The sequence below is a fragment of the Psychrobacter sp. Choline-02u-9 genome, from assembly GCF_002836505.1.
GTDB lineage: Bacteria > Pseudomonadota > Gammaproteobacteria > Pseudomonadales > Moraxellaceae > Psychrobacter.
In genome coordinates this window covers 242,320-260,736 of record NZ_PJBF01000040.1, presented here as the reverse complement: position 1 = coordinate 260,736, position 18,417 = coordinate 242,320, and the positions used below count along the sequence as shown (strand labels likewise).

Below are 18,417 nucleotides of genomic sequence, written 5' to 3'. Positions count from 1 at the left end.
CTTGCAGTGCTTTATTTAGCGACGCTTGAACCGCTATGGACGATTAAAGCGTTTACTTATTATGTAGTTATAAACAACCGTTTACGCTTGGGCAGTTTTAGACTGCTTCATCATATCTGCAAACTTATCAAACAATGGCGCGCAGTCATGTGGGCCAGGGCTGGCTTCTGGGTGACCTTGGAAGCTAAATACAGGCTTATCTGTCAGCTCGATACCTTGGTTAGTACCATCAAACAGTGAGCGATGGGTAGATTTAACGTTGTCAGGTAACGTGTCTTCATCAACCGCAAAGCCATGGTTCTGACTGGTAATCATAACCGTACCGGTCGCTAAGTCTTGTACTGGATGGTTGGCACCATGATGGCCAGTTTTCATCTTGATAGTATTTGCACCGCTAGCCAAACCAATCAGCTGATGGCCTAAGCAGATGCCAAACGTTGGCACGTCAGTTTGCTCAATGATGTGGCGTACCGCATCGATAGCATAATCACAAGCTGCAGGATCACCAGGGCCGTTTGATAAGAAGATGCCATCTGGGTTCATCGCTAGCACGTCTGCGATAGGGGTCTGTGCTGGTACGACCGTTACGTGGCAGCCACGGTCGACGAGCATGCGTAAGATATTGGTTTTGCTACCGAAGTCATAAGCGACGACATTGTATTTAGAATCGATGTAAGTGCCGAGTTGCTTAAAGAAGCCGCCAGTACCGCTATCATGACTGCCAGGGATATCACGGTTGAGTAGGGTGTCTGACAAGTCCCAAGTACCTGCTGTCCACTCGAAGTTCTCTTTAGTGCAGCATTCTTTTGCCAAGTCCATGCCTTTTAGACCTGCAAAGCCTTTCGCTAACTCGATCGCTTTTTGCTCGTCGTCGCTGCTGATAGTCTCGCCGTTTGAGGCAGTCATGATACAGCCGTTCTGTGCACCTTTATCACGTAATAGGCGAGTCAGCTGACGCGTATCAATTTCAGCGATAGCCACTGTTTCGTTACGTTGTAGATAGTCGCTAAGTGACTCTGAGTTACGGAAGTTAGAGGTTGCCATGGTGGCATCACGGATGATAAGACCGTCTGCCCATACTTTGTGGCCATTGCCAGATTCTGTGTCCTCAGCGTTGGTGCCTGTATTACCGATATGAGGGTAAGTCAAAGTCACCAGCTGGCGGGCATAACTTGGATCGGTTAGGATTTCTTGATACCCTGTCATGGCTGTGTTAAATACCACTTCACCAATACGATGACCTAGGCTGCCGATACTGACACCGCGAAAGATTGTACCGTCTGCTAGTGCCAAAATTGCTTGTATTTCTGCCGATGAATTCAAGGATTGCCTCCGCTGTTATTGGTGAGTGCCATCGTGTTTTGTTGGTCTAAAATTGCTCCGTATCCTTTTATTTACAGCATTTGACTGTTGTCAAACTGAGGCAATAAAAGGGCGATACACAAAAATTTTCCACAAAAAAGCGAGAAGACATTATTGATGAAAACTACAAAACTCACTAGATAGTGAATAGGTAACTTGCATCATGTCCGCTCGCTTAGGCACAGATTTTGCGTATTATATACAAAATAGACTAGTATGGCTAGCCGATTTGTTGGATTAATAGTCATTATGCAAGTAATAGCTGTATCCTTGTAGAATAGTGGCTCTAATAAATAGCCTAAGCAAAATTATATTAATACTTTTTGTATCCAATTCGACATTAGGCAGCCATTAATAGCGCTGGATTTTCGCAGTTGGCTTTGCCACAATGAACAGCGCAGCGCTAGTCCCAATTTTTATGATCGTTTGTTATAACAGTAATGAAGATGACAAGGAGTCGTTATGATTTATCAGTATTTAGACAAAACCCCTGAGTTTGCTGCACCATTTAACGGTTGGGTAGCAGATTCAGCGCAAGTGATGGGCGATGTATATTTAGGTCATCAAGCCAATATTTGGTTCGGTGCAGTGATACGCGGTGACAACGATCGTATCCATATCGGTGACTATAGTAATGTGCAAGAAAACAGTGTGATTCATACCGATGCAGGTATCAAAGTCACTATTGGTAATTACGTGACTATCGGTCATCTGGCTATGCTACATGGCTGTGAAGTCGGTGATAACAGCCTAATAGGTATTGGCGCTGTGGTACTTAATAATGTCAAAATCGGTAAAAACTGTTTGATAGGGGCGAAAGCCTTGATTACTGAAGGTCAGGTTATTCCTGATAACTCGCTAGTGATGGGCGCGCCTGCAAAAGTGGTCAAGACGCTAACCGATGAGCAAGCAGCGATGCTAAAAATGTCAGCGCTACATTATGCTGAGCGTTGTCAGAAATTTAAAACAGGCTTAACAGAAATAGCGATGCCTGATTAAAGGTAAATAGTCTAAGCAATTCTAGAAAGATAGATTACAAGGTACAGGCTTATTTCATTTACATGCTGTTTAAGTGATGCGCTCAGCCTTAATAGATAACTGTACCCAATTTTATTAAACGATTCATATTTTTTCGCAACCAACGATAAGGTCTCACTATGCAGGCAAATCAAGCACAAACACAACAAAAACAACTGGCATTATTTGATTTAGATCATACATTACTTGATGTCGATAGCGATTATCTCTGGGGTGAGTATATCGTAAAGCATGACCTTGTCGATGAGGCGCAGTACCGCACTGCCAATCAGAAATTTTATAATGACTATATCGAAGGCACGCTGGACGCGACAGAGTACAATGAATTCGTCGCGCAGTTTTTAAGCAGTTTACCGCTTGATAGACTGGATGAGCTAAGAGAAGACTATATCAAAAGCGAAATCGAGCCGCATATTCGCCCAAAAGCAATGGAAGCGTTGTGCCAGCATATTGAGCAAGGACACGATGTGGTGATTATTTCTGCGACCAATGATTTTGTAGTATCCGCTATTGCCAAGCGGTTTGGTATTGAAGCTGCCAATGTATTGGCAACGCCATTAGAGATCAAAGACAATCGCTATACAGGTAAGCTAATTGACAGACCAAACTTCCAAGCAGGCAAGATATACCATTTGGATAAATGGCTAAATAAACAGCAAGCCTCTGGTATCACGTTTGAAAAAACGTATGCGTATTCAGATTCTAAAAATGATATTCCGTTACTCGAATGGGCTGATGTGGCCGTTTGCGTATCACCTGATGATGCGTTACATGCGCATGCTTTGGCACATCGCTGGGCAGTAGAAGATTGGTCGATCTAGATTATTTAATCTAGTAATAGTAGCAACATTATCAATAGTGATAATTAGCGAACCATTTAGTATCAATCTCATTTAAAATAGCGCCACATGCGTTATTTATTTTATTAGAAAAACAGGAATATTTATGGAAATCAATCCGTATCAAGAGCAAATCAAAGACTTATCAGAGCGTGGACAGGATTTGCGGAGGTATCTTTGACTTCGATGGTAAGCAAGAACGCTTAGAAGAAGTCAATTTAGAGTTAGAAAACCCTGAGCTATGGAACGATCCAGAGCGCGCGACCAAAATTAATAAAGAAAAAAGTCACCTTGACGGTGTCATTGATGTGGTGGTCTCTCTTGAAACCACACTAGAAGACGCGTCTGCCATGCTAGAGTTGGCAGTCGAAGCAGAAGATGAGTCATTGCTAGCTGACGTGCAGAGCGAGCTAGATAGTGCTGAGAAACGTGTTGCTGATTTAGAATTCCGCCGAATGTTTAGCGGTGAGATGGATCCAAATAACTGCTACTTGGATATTCAGTCAGGCAGTGGCGGTACTGAAGCGCAAGATTGGGCTGAAATGCTACTACGCATGTACACACGCTGGGCAGAAGCACATGGTTTTAAAGTAGATGTGATTGAAGTGTCGTCAGGTAGCGTGGCTGGTATCAAGTCGGCAACGATTGAGATCAAAGGCGATTATGCGTTTGGTTGGTTGCGTACCGAGATTGGCGTACACCGTTTGGTGCGTAAGTCACCATTTGATAGTAATAATGGTCGTCATACGTCGTTTGCTGCGGTGTTTGTGTCGCCTGAAATCGATGACAACGTCGAGATTGACATCAATCCTGCTGACTTGCGTATCGATACCTATCGCTCATCTGGGGCAGGTGGTCAGCACGTAAACACGACAGATTCTGCGGTACGTATTACTCATGAGCCAAGTGGTGTGGTTGTCACTTGTCAGAATGAGCGTAGTCAGCATGGTAACAAAGCCACCGCGATGAAAATGCTGCGTGCTAAGCTGTATGAGCTGGAAATGCAAAAACGTATGGAATCGCAGCAAGCGGTAGAAGATGGCAAGTCTGACGTCGGTTGGGGCAGTCAAATTCGCTCGTACGTGCTCGATGACTCACGTATCAAGGACTTGCGTACGGGTGTTGAAACCTTTAACACTGGTGCCGTACTAGATGGTGACCTCGATCAGTTTATCGAGGCGAGTCTAAAAGCAGGATTGTAAAAGGCTGTTTTAAATAAGCAGCCGTTTTAAAATAGTAACCAATATTTAATTAAGGAAAATTATGCCAAGCGTTAATAATTATTTTGATGACAAAGTGACTTCTATCGCCTTTCAGACGGCGACCAAGCCTGCGACTGTCGGTGTCATGGAAATTGGTGAGTATGAGTTTGGTACCAGTGAATTCGAAACCATGAGTGTGGTGAGCGGTGCATTGACTGTTAAGCTGCCAGAGAGTGATGAGTGGCAAACGTTTAACGCTGGCGAGCAATTTACGGTTGAAGCTAACGAAAAGTTTCAGGTAAAAGTGGACGTCGAAACCGCTTATCTATGTGTATACGGAAAATAACGACTTCTAAGTTATATCAGTATTAGAACGATGAACGCCAAGTATTCTATGCTTGGCGTTTTTTTGTGGGCATTTCATTCTCTAGCTCACTCTTTATAAGTCCTTACGGTACTGAACCATGTCTGTCTGAGTGGCAATGGCATCATAGAGCTTACGAGCGGCGACGTTGCTGTCTTGCGTCGTCCAGTAGACGCGGTTACAGTCTTTGTCCTTAGCAAAGGAGTATACATGTTCAATCAATGCACGTCCCACACCTTGACCACGGACATTATCCGCGACGTATAAATCTTCTAAGTAACAACACGCGTTAGTATTCCACGTATTGGGATGCAGTACGACATGGGTAATGCCTACCAAAACATCGTCTCTCCACGCCCCAAATCCATAGACAGGGATGTCATCATCAAGCAGATTGCGCCACGTCGTCTCCGTCGTGCTTGATGGCAAATTGGTCTCATAAAATGTCAGATAGTTTTGCCATAAGTGTGCCCAAAGATCGTGATCGGCGAGAGTTAGTGGCTTTATTGTCACAGGTGAATGGTTCATTTTTTATAAACTTAAGTCGTGAGTATTGCCGAATTATGCCTCAAAAGTACAGCACTTGGAACCCGTATCGCTATTTTTATCACTGCTTACTTTTACACAGCATTACACTTTGTCTGTGCCAAATAAACAGCAAAAACTACCGTCATTAATTATGCTAAAACCATGAATTCTCAAAGGTATATAGGTTTATGACAAAGGCAAAATTACAGACTAGCCAGCAGACAATGACCAAAGATGTGCGTCATGATTACGAGCATCTCGCACGCCGCGCTAATTTGCGTTATGTGAGTGACAATGAACCAGGCTACGAGCGTAGACGTTGGGGTCGCGGCTTTACTTATCGTGATGCAACAGGCAACACGGTCAAAGACAAAGCATTGCGTCAGCGTTTTGATGCATTGGTGATACCGCCCATGTGGTCAGAGGTGTGGATATGCCAAGACGAAAGAGGCCATTTGCAATCAACAGGGCGAGACGAAAAATCGCGCAAACAGTACTTGTATCATCCGTCATGGAACAACATCCGTGACCAAGCAAAGTTTGATGCGATGATAGGATTCGCAGAGGCACTGCCCAATCTACGCGCGCAGGTGGAGGCAGATTTGGAAGCAGAGTCCTTATCACGCACCAATGTGCTTGCTGCCGTCGTTAAATTGCTAGAGACCACTTTGATTCGTATTGGTAATAGCCGCTACGCCAAGCAAAATAAAAGCTATGGTCTGAGTACGCTACGCAGCAAGCATGTTAGTGAAACCGACAATGGACTGGCGTTTGATTTCGTCGGAAAAAGCGCAAAAGAACACCACATTGAGCTGCAAGATGAGCGATTGATTGACATCGTGCAGGCCTGTTCTGAGCTGCCAGGTTATCAGATATTCAAATATCTAGATGATAATGGGCATAAGCAAGTCGTTGATAGTAGTGATATCAATGACTACTTACGGATGCATACGTGCGGCATGGACTGCGAAAGCAAGCTGTACAGTGCAAAGGATTTTCGTACATGGATGGCAAGTGTGCTCGCAGCAAGCTACCTTTATGACGAACTACAAACGACTGCAGGCGCTAACATATTAGCCAGTGCACCAGAAAGCGCTGAGCGACAGCAATTAGTCACTGATATGGTAAAAAGTGTGGCAGCGGAGCTAGGCAACACGCCAACCGTATGCCGTGCCTCTTATATTCATCCTATTGTCATTGAGCGTTTTTTGGCAGGGCAATTCTTTGAGGCTTACAAACAAGCGCGCCGTGGACGAACTAAGAAATACCAAAGCTGTGAAGAAAAAGCATTGTTAGGGTTTTTAAGAGCTGATGTTTAGGTGTGAGGTTTTAGATAATAATATTGAGGTGTTAATTCTTTAATAGGAAATCGAAAGTATGTGGCAGTACTTTGGCTATTGATTGTAGGTGTCTTCGCGGACTTATAGCGAATTAATGATAATTAGTTATAGATTATCTCTACTTCTATAAAATAAAAATGATACGTTATGTATTGAAATAAACGTAAAAATGCGTTACTAATAGAGCATGATAAATACGAACCTATGAAACGGTCTATAGGATGTGGCCGTTTTTCAATCATAAATACCATTTTACCAGTTACCTGCTATTGCTAAAGGATTAGCTTATGAACACCGCCTCTCAAACTCCGACGAATATTGATGCAGATACTACCGTCACACCAAAAAACTATACCGATTATTATAATAATTTTGATATGGATACACTGCTGTCAGAAATATTTGGCGAGCATGTGGATGATCGTTTAAATGCTTATATGGCTTGCTGTGGTCGTCATGTACGCGATGGCCGCGCTGACAATGCTGCTCTAGTACACGAAGACACCGCAGGCAATATAACGCGCATGACTTTTGGTGAGCTTGACAAAGCGAGTGCTCAAATCGCTAACCTGCTACAGTCGTATGGGGTAAAAGCGGGAGATAAGGTAGCGACGATGCTACCGCGTACGCCAGAGCTGCTCACTGTTGTATTGGCAACATGGCGCATCGGCGCGGTATATCAGCCGCTATTTACCGCTTTTGGCTATGATTCAATCAAATATCGGATGGACAAAGCCGATACCAAAGTCGTTTTTACTAACTTAGAAAATCGCAGCAAGTTTGAAGATTTGGCTGAGCAAACCAAAATGGTATTAGTCGGCAGTATAGAGGATGCTCAGACATGGGGTGACGATCACTATATTCAGTCTATGGCAGCACAGTCGCAAACGATCGAACCAGTGATCCTCGATACGGATGCGCCATTCTTGCAAATGTTCACCTCTGGTACAGTCGGTAAATCAAAAGGCGTCAGCGTTCCATTGGCGGCGTTACCTGCTTTTTACCTATATATGCGTTATGCCATTGACTTACGCAAAGATGATCAATATTGGAACATGGCAGATCCAGGCTGGGCGTATGGCTTGTACTATGCCATCACAGGGCCTCTGCTATTGGGTATCACGACTTATTTTAATGAAGCAGGATTTGACGCGACTAATACCCGTGAGTTTATGGTACGTCATAAGATTACCAATTTGGCCTCTTCACCAACCGCATTTCGAATGATGAAGTCTAGCGGCGTATTTGATAATAAAGACGACAATGACGATGATCTTGAAGACAACAGCACCCAACTCGCTTTACGCTGTGCCAACTCGGCAGGAGAGACACTGAACACTGAAGTGGTCAACTGGGTTGAAACCTATCTGGCGTGCCAAGTCAAAGACCAATATGGGCAAACAGAGACTGGCATGACTTGCTGTGCACATCATGCACTGGCGCATGAATGTCCAGTTGGCTCGATGGGTATGGCGCTACCAGGTCATACATTAGTGGTATTAGATGATGATATGAATGTACTGCCAGATGGTGAGCAAGGGCAGCTAGCAGTTGTGGTCAGTCAGTCACCTGCGTTTTATTTCCGGGGTTATAGCTGGAATGAAAAACAAGCCTTTGTAGATGATTACTATCTGACAGGCGACGTGGTCGAGCGACATAGTGATGGCAGTTACTGGTTCTCAGGCCGTGATGATGACATCATTATTACCGCAGGTTACCGCGTAGGGCCTACTGATGTCGAAAACACCGTCTTAGAGCATGAAGCAGTCGCAGAATCTGCGGCGGTAGGCGTGCCGGACGAAGTGCGCGGTCACACTATCAAGTCTTATGTGGTACTAAAAGATGGCATCGAAGGCAGTGAGCAAATCGCCAAAGAAATCCAAGAGCTAGTACGCAAACGCCTATCCACTCATGCTTATCCACGTGAGGTAGAGTTTGTGACCGAGTTACCAAAAACGCCAAGTGGTAAGATTCAACGCTTTTTGCTGCGTAGTCTGTCTGCTGCATAAATGAATTGGTAAAGTGTCTATAAATTTAATAGAAAAATATCTAATAAAAAGCAAAAATTTAAAGGAATAATCATGCAAGTTAAAGAAAACAGCTTTTTAGTCACAGGCGGTGCATCAGGTTTAGGAGAGTCAGTGGCTCGGGCGATTGTAAGTCAAGGTGGCAACGTCGTTATCGCTGATTTAAATGAATCTGCTGGGCAATCATTGGTCGCTGAATTGGGTGATAGTGCGCGCTTTGTGCGCTGTGATATCACTAATGGCGATGAAGTACAATCAGCGGTCGAAATGGCAGAGTCAGCTTTCGGTGGCCTACAAGGTTCAATCAATTGTGCTGGTATCGTAGTGGTACAAAAGCTGCTAAATCGTGATAACAATCCGGCAGACCTTGAGGCATTTAGCCGTGGGGTCAATATCAATCTGGTTGGTTCATTTAACGTTGCCCGTTTGGTCGCTGCTAGCATTGCCAAGCGCATAACGAATGACAGCAGTGCAGGCGAGCATGCAGAAAAAAACCATGTACAAAAGAATGCAGATCAAGGCATTATTATTAATACAGCTTCTATCGCAGCCTTTGACGGTCAAGTAGGTCAAGCCAGTTACTCGTCGTCCAAGGCAGGTGTGGTTGGATTAACGTTGCCGCTGGCTCGCGAGCTGGCTCGTCACGGGATTCGCGTGATGACTATCGCACCAGGTGTCTTTGCTACGCCGATGATGGAGAGCATTCCTGAAAAAGCCCGCGAGCAGCTAGAAGCAGGAGTGCCATATCCTAAGCGTTTAGGCGCTCCCAATGAGTTTGCCAAATTGGTCACTCATATCATCGATAATGCTTATCTAAATGGTGAAGTTATTCGCTTAGATGGTGCGATTCGCATGGTGTAGCAGTCTAGTGAGTGATTCATCACTTTTGCACAAAACGTATCTACAGAATCTGGCATAGTGCTTTGATACATATGATTAATGACAAAAAATTAATTATGGGAATCAAAGCTTATGCCATTTTTTTATAAAAAATCTTACTCATCAAATGAGCAGCGGACGCCTTGGTTGCCCATTATTATTTGTCTTAGTCTTGCTGCTATTGTCAGCACCAGCGCTATTGCTTATGTCAAAAGCACCTCAAAACCCAAAAACCTCATTCCTGCGTCGTCAGTCATTGATAGAGTCTTTGTCGACAAATCAGACCGTATCTTAAAATTGATGAGCGATGGTAAAGCTATTAGGTCGTATCGTATTGCGCTAGGGGGCAGTCCAACAGGTCATAAGCAACAAGAAGGTGACCAGCGTACGCCCGTTGGAGTTTATACCTTAGATTATAAAAACGAGAACTCTATTGCCCATCGCTCTATCCATATTAGCTATCCCAATGATGAGGACAAGGCGCGAGCGCAGTCATTGGGGGTCAATCCGGGTGGCGATATCATGATTCATGGGCAAATGAATGGCTTTGGATATCTGGCTTTGTTTAATCAACGGCGTGATTGGACAGATGGTTGTATCGCGGTTACCAATGACGAGATGGATGAAATCATGGTAGCGGTGACACTTGGTACTCCTATCGAAATCGTGGAGTAGAATAGTCAGATTATTATCTAGTTTATACTAAGTAGATGCATTATTTATTAGCGTATCTAATGGAGATTTATCTTTCATTTGCCCTAATAAAAAGGCGTAACTTATCTATTAACTACCTTTAACTGATATTAATAGCCCCTTTAAGTATTGTTAATAATTAATATCATTGTTTTAAGTAAGGTTTTATTTGGTAATCGTCTTGAAATAGGTGTATATATACCTTATATAAGTGACAGATAACAGTAGGCACTAAACTAAGATAACCTTTAGAGGTGCTACTGAAAATACCAATTATAAAAGGATATAGACATGAGATTTGAGAAGTTTACTCAAAAACTGCAGTCCGCCATTCAAGAAGCACAAAGCCTAGCGTTAGGTCGCGATCATACAGGTATCGATCCTGTGCATTTGCTTGCCGTGTTGCTACAAGATGAGTCTAATTTATCTATCTGCCAACAAGCAGGTGCTTCTATTCCAGCGCTAAAAAATGGCGTGGCCAAAGCTCTAGATAATCAAGCAACGATTTTGGAGCCGACAGGTGACGTCAATCTAAACCCAAACTCGGTTAAAATCTTGAATTTGGCCGATCGTCAGGCGCAAAAAGAAGGCGATGATTTTATCGCAACAGAATGGGTGATGTTGGCACTCGCTGAGCAGGGCGAAACCAAAAAGATATTTGAAAGTGCTGGCGTGACGGCAGGCAAGTTAAAAGTGGTGATTGAGCAATTACGCGGCGATGATACGGTGAATAACCAAAACGCAGAAGATCAACGTGATGCACTCAATAAGTACACGATCAATCTGACTGAACAAGCAGAGCTTGGCAAGCTAGATCCAGTCATTGGTCGTGACGAAGAGATCCGCCGTACTATTCAGGTACTATCGCGCCGTACCAAAAACAACCCTGTGCTGATTGGTGAGCCGGGCGTTGGTAAAACAGCTATCGTAGAAGGTTTGGCACAAAAAATTATCAATGGTGACGTGCCAGAAGGGCTGCGCCGTAAAGAAGTGCTGTCGTTGGATTTAGGTGCGTTAATCGCTGGGGCAAAGTTCCGCGGTGAGTTCGAAGAGCGCCTCAAAAGCGTATTGAGTGACTTGGCCAAGCAAGAAGGCAATGTCATCCTATTCATCGATGAGCTGCATACGATGGTTGGTGCGGGTAAATCTGAAGGTGCAATGGATGCGGGTAATATGCTAAAACCTGCATTGGCACGCGGTGAACTGCATTGTGTCGGAGCGACGACGCTTGATGAATACCGCAAGTACATCGAAAAAGATGCAGCGCTTGAGCGTCGTTTCCAAAAAGTGCTGGTCGATGAGCCAACGGTCGAAGATACCATTGCGATATTACGGGGTCTAAAAGAGCGTTACGAGCTGCATCACGGCGTCGATATTCAAGACAGTGCCATTATCGCTGCTGCGCGCATGAGTCACCGCTATATTACCGATCGTAAGCTACCAGATAAGGCGATTGATTTAATTGATGAAGCGGCCAGTCGTTTGCGCATGGAGATGGATAGCAAGCCTGAATCATTAGGTAAGCTTGATAGCCGTTTGATTCAGCTAAAAATGCAGCGTGAAGTACTCAAAAATGAAGAGGATGCTGGTGCGCAAGCCGAGCGTAAAGTGCTCGATGCACAAATAGCAGAATTGGAAAAAGAGTATGCTGATCTCAACGAGGTTTGGCAGGCAGAGAAAGCATTGGTCAAAGGCAGTCAACAGTTAAAAGATGAGTTAGATAAAGCCCGTATCGCGTATGACAAAGCCAGCCGCGAAAGCGATTATGAGACCATGAGTAAGCTGCAATACGAAACCATTCCGCAGTTAGAACGTCGTATTCATGAGTCTGACTTGGCTGAGCAAAAAGAGCAGACAGGTGAAGGTAGCGGTGTCAAATTGTTACGTAACAAAGTCACAGACAACGAAATCGCCGAAGTGGTTGCGGCCGCGACTGGTATTCCAGTCAGCAAAATGATGCAAGGCGAGCGTGATAAGATGATCGCAATGGAAGAAAAGCTCCATGAGCGCGTCATTGGTCAAAACGAAGCAGTCGAATCGGTGGCCAATGCGGTACGTCGTAGCCGTGCAGGCTTGTCTGATCCCAATCGTCCATCTGGTTCGTTTTTATTCTTAGGACCTACGGGTGTCGGTAAAACTGAGCTGACCAAATCACTAGCAAATTTCTTATTTGACTCTGAAGATGCGATTGTACGTATCGACATGAGTGAGTATATGGAAAAACACAGTGTCAGCCGTTTAGTGGGCGCGCCTCCAGGCTATGTCGGTTATGAAGAAGGCGGTACGTTGACTGAAGCGGTACGCCGTAAGCCATATAGTGTCATATTGTTCGATGAAGTAGAGAAGGCGCATCCTGATGTGTTCAACATCTTACTGCAAGTATTGGACGATGGTCGCTTAACCGATTCGCAAGGTCGGGTGGTAGATTTCAAAAACACTGTGATCATCATGACCAGTAACTTGGGTTCACATAAGATCCAAGAGATGGTTGGTGAAAGCTATGAGGATATCAAGGCAGAAGTAATGGATTCTGTTGGGCAGCATTTCCGTCCAGAGTTCGTCAACCGTATTGACGAGATCGTGGTCTTCCATCCGCTTGGTATGTCGCAGATGGCAGGTATTGCCGATATTCAATTGAATCGTTTACGTCAGCGTATCCAAGAGCGTGAGATGGATATTGAGCTATCAGCCGATGCGATGAATAAATTGGTTGCCGTCGGTTATGACCCTGTTTATGGCGCTCGTCCTTTGAAGCGTGCCATTCAACAAGAGATCGAAAACCCATTATCATTGAAACTGCTTGCGGGCGACTTTGTGGCAGGTGATATCATCAAAGTTGATGTTGGTGCCGATGACAAGCTAACTTTTGATAAGCTTAGAATGAGCTAATCAATTTACCCTTGATGTCTTTATGACCCAACTTTACGCTTAAAACAAACCCCTTATCTACAATCGTAGGTAAGGGGTTTTTATTTATAAGACGCGTTTTACGTTACTGTTTTTTTACCATTTCGATATCTCTTAAGTCTCAGGACTATGCTATAACTAAATCAAAGACTAATAATATAAGTATCAACTGAACGGAGAAACAGAACGATGACAGCCCATATTGAACGTATAGATATACCTTTAACTTCGCCGTTAATTATTGCAGCATTGCTATTTAGCACTGCCGCATGCTCCAACCCTTCTACAGTAAGTCCTAGTAATAATAAAAGCACTGCAACAGAGTCTAAAGAAGTTTCCAGTTCAGATAACGATGCTCAAACCGCCACAAAAATCACCACACAAACAGATACTAGCAAGCCTGACTTTACTACCAAAGCAATCGCTACCTTTGATGAGCCTTGGGCTATGACAGCGTTACCCATTACAGATAGCAAAGCGCCAAAATTACTGGTGACACAAAAAACAGGTGAGCTATTTATCGTAGATACCGCGACGAGTAATAAGACCAAAATCGAAGGCGTGCCTACAGTCGCTTACGGTGGTCAAGGCGGCTTAGGAGACATCATCGTGTCGCCAGATTTTGTGACGTCTAATACCGTCTATCTCAGCTACGCGGAAGCAGGGGCAGGAGCTGATAGCAATAAATTTGGTGCCAAAGTGATCAAGGCGACACTCTCAGGATTAGAGACAGCCACACCTACGTTGCAAGATATCACGCCTATCTGGCAACAGGCTCCGAAAGTCACAGGGCAAGGACATTATAGTCATCGCCTGCTGTTTTCGCCTGATGGGCGCTATCTATATATCAGCTCAGGCGAGCGTCAAGACAAAGACCCAGCACAAGACATGAATGGCAATCTGGGTAAGATAATACGGTTGAGTCCTGATGGTAACGCCCCAACAGACAATCCGTTTACTGATAATGAGTTGGCCAAACAGTTTTGGACCATCGGACATCGCAATGTGCTTGGTATGGCATTTGATGATAGTGGACAGCTTTGGGCGCACGAGATGGGACCAAAAGGCGGGGATGAATTTAATATTATTGAGAAGGGTAACAATTATGGCTGGCCAGTGGTATCCAATGGACGCAATTATTCAGGTCTAGATATTCCTGACCATGATACTAAGCCAGAGTTTGCAGCACCCAAAATTACTTGGACACCTGTCATATCACCATCTGCTATGAGCATCTATGCGGCTGGTACTCATAATGACTTTCCTAGCTGGCAAGGCAATGCGCTTATCAGTGGTTTATCGTCTAAAGCGCTTATCGTAGTGGGCATAAACGACGACAATACCGCGGCTGAACGTTATCGCTATGACATGGGAGAGCGTGTACGCAGTGTGCTAGCAGTAGACGGGCAAGTGTGGACACTTGAAGACGGTAATGATGCACAATTACTCAGATTATTGCCCAAATAACATCGAAACAATATTGAAAAAACATCGAAACAGCATCGAATTAAGGACGTATTTACCTGCCTGTATATTTAATTATTTTAATAAAACTATTCAAGTCTTTTAGAGTAAATTAATAGTTTTATCAAGTTTTATTTTGTAATAGATTGATAGTTAAGACCTATTTTGTTAAGGTAACGTTCCTTGAAATTTGAGACTTGCACATGGAAGAAGTAAAAGTAGGCAGATTAGGACCTTTTCCGCGGGTAAGTAAACCTGTGTTTATTACATCATCACTGCTGATTGTTGGCTTTATTATTTTCGGTGCGTTTTTCACCGAAACAGCAGGGGCTGTTTTTAGTTTTTTACAAAATTTTATTACCGATAAGTTTGGTTGGCTATTCATTATTCTGGTCAATACCGCGCTCGCGCTTTGTATTTACTTGGCAATGAGTCGCTATGGTGACATTCGACTAGGCAACCAAACAGAGCGACCGCAGTACAATCTGTTCTCTTGGATTGGCATGCTATTTTCTGCAGGTATTGGTATTGGTCTGGTTTATTGGGGTACAGCAGAGCCGCTGTATCACTTTATGGCACCACCAATGGGCGATGCCGAGACAGTAGAAGCCGCCAAGCAAGCAATGAATATCTCATTTATGCATTGGGGTCTACATGCTTGGGCGATTTATACGATTGTAGCGCTATCTTTAGCGTACTTCCATTTCCGTCGCGGCCTACCATTATCGATTCGATCTACTTTGTATCCTTTACTTGGTAAAAAGATCTATGGTCGTTGGGGACACACGGTCGATATCTTGGCTGTGTTTGGTACGATGTTTGGTGTGGTTACCTCACTCGGGCTTGGGGTTATGCAGATCAACTCTGGACTCGAAAAGCTGTTTGGTACGCCTAACAGTCTTACCGTACAGTTTGGCTTGATCGCTTTCATCACAGCGCTAGCAGCAGCTTCAGTCTTGATGGGTTTGGATAAAGGTATTAAGCGTTTAAGTGATATCAATATTGGTTTCACTATCGTCTTATTAGCGTTTATGGTCATCTTAGGACCAACGCTATTTATCTTTGATAGTTTTATCGAAAACATCGGCAACTATCTGACCGTGATTGTACCTCTAGGTACATGGGGTGAGTCTTATAGCGGTACAGATTGGCAGAGTAGTTGGACGATATTTTATTGGGCATGGTGGGTTAGTTGGGCACCATTCGTTGGTATCTTTATTGCCCGTATCTCTCGTGGTCGTACGATTCGTGAATTTACGCTTGGTGTACTACTGATTCCAATGCTGATTTTGTTCTTCTGGTTTACCACCTTTGGCGGCGTTGCTGTTCATATGGAGCTTGCTTCTGCTTTGTCAGGTGTTAGCCCAGGATTGGTTGAAGCAGTACAAGCGGATTCTGGTAGTGCCATCTTTAAACTGGTTGAATACTATCCATTGGCAAAACCAATTACGCTACTTATTGTCGTCATGATTATGCTATGGTTTGTGACCTCGTCAGACTCTGCTAGCTTTGTCATCGATATGTTGACTGCTGGTGGCGATACCAACCCACCTAAAATCCAGCGCTTATTTTGGGCAACGACAGAAGGTGTTATCGCGGCTATCTTGCTAGCGGCTGGTGGATTGTCTGCGCTACAGGCGGCGGCTATCGTAGCGGGACTACCGTTTGCCTTAGTGGTCTTTGTCATGATGTATGCGCTACTGCGTGGTTTGAGTCGCGATCGTCTGATTCTATACAGAGCGCAACAAGGCTTTATTACGGATGAATCAGCAGACCATAACTCAGCGAATGAGTTCGTCGATGAGCATCTGTTAAAAGGACCACCTAAGATTGTGAAAGGTGACTAAGAAGTAGATAGCATTAAGACAGCTACTTAAGCTTTTGATAGAAGAAGCCCCAATTTATTTTTAAATTGGGGCTTCTTTATTGGGTAAAGATATTTAAATTTGTTCAGGAAAAATTCAGATTGTTGAAAGATTATTGCTGCAATGTTACTACGATTTCTATACATTCGGCAGTATTTACATGGTGTTATATTTAGTGATTCGTTCATACCTTGGTATGGTTACGCTCTCTTTTGGGGATATACCTATGGATCATGTAAAAGTTGGCAGGTTAGGCCCTTTCCCTCGGGTAAGTAAACCTGTTTTTTTAACTTCAGCATTACTTATTATTACATTTATTATTCTTGGCGTTTTTTTTACTGAATCTGCCGGTACGTTGTTCAGTTTTCTACAAGGCTTTATTACCGATAAATTTGGTTGGTTTTTCATTATTCTCGTTAATGTGGCCTTAGGACTTTGTGTTTATTTGTCTATGAGCCGTTATGGCGATATTCGCCTTGGTGCTCAAACTGAGAAACCACAGTACAGTCTATTCTCGTGGATCGGTATGCTGTTCTCTGCTGGTATCGGTATTGGACTTGTCTACTGGGGTACAGCAGAGCCCTTATATCACTTTATGGCACCGCCACTTGGTGAAAAGGAAACGATAGAATCCGCCAAGCAAGCGATGAATATTACCTTTTTACATTGGGGCTTACATGCTTGGGCATTGTACGCGATTGTAGCGCTATCTTTAGCCTATTTCCATTTTCGCCGTGGCTTACCACTATCGATTCGTTCAACCCTTTATCCTATATTGGGTAAAAAGATATATGGCTCGTGGGGTCATGCCGTTGATATCTTAGCCGTATTCGGTACGATGTTTGGTGTGGTGACGTCACTCGGTCTTGGCGTTATGCAAATTAACTCAGGGCTTGAGAAATTATTTGGTATTCCTAATAATCTCACAATACAAATCGCTCTGATTGCTTTTGTTACTGCTTTAGCCGCCTGTTCTGTCATGATGGGCTTGGATAAGGGTATCAAGCGTCTAAGCGATGTGAACATTGGTCTAACGGCTATTTTGCTTGGTTTTATGGTCGTCTTAGGGCCGACGCTTTTCATTTTTGATAGCTTCCTAGAAAATATCGGCAACTATCTTTCAGTGGTCGTACCATTAGGTCTGTGGGGGGAGTCTTACGAAGGTGAGGCAAACTGGCAGTCAGCATGGACGATATTTTATTGGGCATGGTGGGTAAGTTGGGCACCATTTGTCGGCGTGTTTATTGCTCGTATCAGCCGTGGTCGTACGATTAGAGAGTTTGTACTTGGGGTATTACTTATCCCCATGACCATATTGTTCTTTTGGTTTTCAACTTTCGGCGGCGTTGCTATTCATATGGAGCTGCTCGCTGCTATTGATCCAGCGTTGGTTAGTCCTGGACTGGTCGAGGCGGTACAAACAGATTTTGGTAGTGCAATTTTCAAATTGGTTGAGTACTATCCATTGGCGCAACCCATCACATTCATGATTGTGATTATGATTGTATTGTGGTTCGTAACCTCATCAGATTCAGCCAGTTTTGTCATTGATATGCTGACCGCAGGTGGTGATACCAATCCGCCAAAGATTCAACGTTTATTTTGGGCAAGTACTGAAGGCGTGATTGCTGCTGTTTTGTTGGCTGCTGGTGGATTGAGCGCGTTACAAGCAGCCGCTATCGTAGCAGGATTGCCATTTGCTTTGGTTATATTTGCAATGATGTATGCGCTACTACGTGGTTTGAGTCGCGATCGATTGATATTATATAGGGCGCAGCAGCATTATATTACTGAAGAATCAGCAGATCACAACTCTGCAGATGAATTTGCTGACGAGCATCTACTAAAAGGACCACCTAAGATTGTAAAAGGTGACTAAAAAAAGTAGATAGAATTAAGACAATTACTT

14 protein-coding genes are annotated in these 18,417 nt (G+C 43.9%); 12 read left to right on the top strand and 2 right to left on the bottom strand.

Annotated features, from left to right (window positions below; all coding sequences use genetic code 11):
- Positions 1-81: 81 nt before the first annotated feature.
- Entirely contained in the window at positions 82-1,323 is a 1,242-nt protein-coding gene (gene carA, locus CXF69_RS01650) for a glutamine-hydrolyzing carbamoyl-phosphate synthase small subunit (RefSeq protein WP_102078364.1), read from the bottom strand.
- A gap of 501 nt (positions 1,324-1,824) precedes the next feature.
- Here carA and CXF69_RS01645 point away from each other — a divergent pair.
- The 4 genes from CXF69_RS01645 (at position 1,825) to CXF69_RS01630 (ending at position 4,787) form a co-directional block, all read left to right on the top strand.
- On the top strand, positions 1,825-2,361 hold the full coding sequence (locus tag CXF69_RS01645) for a gamma carbonic anhydrase family protein (RefSeq protein ID WP_057760719.1): 537 nt from the start codon (positions 1,825-1,827) through the stop codon (positions 2,359-2,361).
- Between the two features lie 158 nt (positions 2,362-2,519).
- Complete coding sequence (locus CXF69_RS01640; protein WP_102078363.1) at positions 2,520-3,221, top strand: HAD family hydrolase; 702 nt, start codon at positions 2,520-2,522, stop codon at positions 3,219-3,221.
- 124 nt (positions 3,222-3,345) lie between these two features.
- Positions 3,346-4,441, top strand: a protein-coding gene (prfB, locus tag CXF69_RS01635; protein ID WP_102078362.1) for a peptide chain release factor 2 whose coding sequence is annotated in 2 segments (ribosomal slippage) — positions 3,346-3,417 and positions 3,419-4,441 — 1,095 coding nt in all. Because the reading frame shifts where the segments join, the coding sequence is not laid out codon by codon here.
- Positions 4,442-4,502: 61 nt separating this feature from the next.
- Positions 4,503-4,787, top strand: a complete 285-nt coding sequence (locus tag CXF69_RS01630; RefSeq protein WP_102078361.1) for a pyrimidine/purine nucleoside phosphorylase — start codon at positions 4,503-4,505, stop codon at positions 4,785-4,787.
- A gap of 93 nt (positions 4,788-4,880) precedes the next feature.
- Here the strand turns inward: CXF69_RS01630 and CXF69_RS01625 are convergent, their stop codons facing one another.
- Entirely contained in the window at positions 4,881-5,333 is a 453-nt protein-coding gene (locus tag CXF69_RS01625) for a GNAT family N-acetyltransferase (protein WP_102078360.1), read from the bottom strand.
- A gap of 188 nt (positions 5,334-5,521) precedes the next feature.
- Here CXF69_RS01625 and CXF69_RS01620 point away from each other — a divergent pair, with 188 nt between their 5' ends.
- The 8 genes from CXF69_RS01620 (at position 5,522) to CXF69_RS01585 (ending at position 18,387) form a co-directional block, all read left to right on the top strand.
- Positions 5,522-6,652 (top strand): DNA topoisomerase IB, encoded by a 1,131-nt coding sequence (locus CXF69_RS01620; RefSeq protein WP_102078359.1) that lies wholly within the window; start codon positions 5,522-5,524, stop codon positions 6,650-6,652.
- Between the two features lie 308 nt (positions 6,653-6,960).
- Positions 6,961-8,682 carry an AMP-binding protein gene (locus CXF69_RS01615; protein ID WP_102078358.1) on the top strand — a complete coding sequence of 574 codons (1,722 nt, stop codon included), beginning with the start codon at positions 6,961-6,963 and terminating at the stop codon, positions 8,680-8,682.
- A gap of 72 nt (positions 8,683-8,754) precedes the next feature.
- Positions 8,755-9,561, top strand: a complete 807-nt coding sequence (locus CXF69_RS01610) for an SDR family NAD(P)-dependent oxidoreductase (protein ID WP_102078357.1) — start codon at positions 8,755-8,757, stop codon at positions 9,559-9,561.
- A gap of 111 nt (positions 9,562-9,672) precedes the next feature.
- Complete coding sequence (locus CXF69_RS01605; RefSeq protein WP_102078356.1) at positions 9,673-10,254, top strand: L,D-transpeptidase family protein; 582 nt, start codon at positions 9,673-9,675, stop codon at positions 10,252-10,254.
- 309 nt (positions 10,255-10,563) lie between these two features.
- Complete coding sequence (clpB, locus tag CXF69_RS01600) at positions 10,564-13,161, top strand: ATP-dependent chaperone ClpB (protein WP_102078355.1); 2,598 nt, start codon at positions 10,564-10,566, stop codon at positions 13,159-13,161.
- 207 nt (positions 13,162-13,368) lie between these two features.
- Positions 13,369-14,646: a PQQ-dependent sugar dehydrogenase gene (locus tag CXF69_RS01595; RefSeq protein WP_102078354.1), complete on the top strand. Its 1,278-nt coding sequence runs from the start codon at positions 13,369-13,371 to the stop codon at positions 14,644-14,646.
- Between the two features lie 200 nt (positions 14,647-14,846).
- Complete coding sequence (locus CXF69_RS01590; protein ID WP_102078353.1) at positions 14,847-16,490, top strand: BCCT family transporter; 1,644 nt, start codon at positions 14,847-14,849, stop codon at positions 16,488-16,490.
- A gap of 244 nt (positions 16,491-16,734) precedes the next feature.
- Entirely contained in the window at positions 16,735-18,387 is a 1,653-nt protein-coding gene (locus tag CXF69_RS01585) for a BCCT family transporter (protein ID WP_102078352.1), read from the top strand.
- Positions 18,388-18,417: the final 30 nt, after the last annotated feature.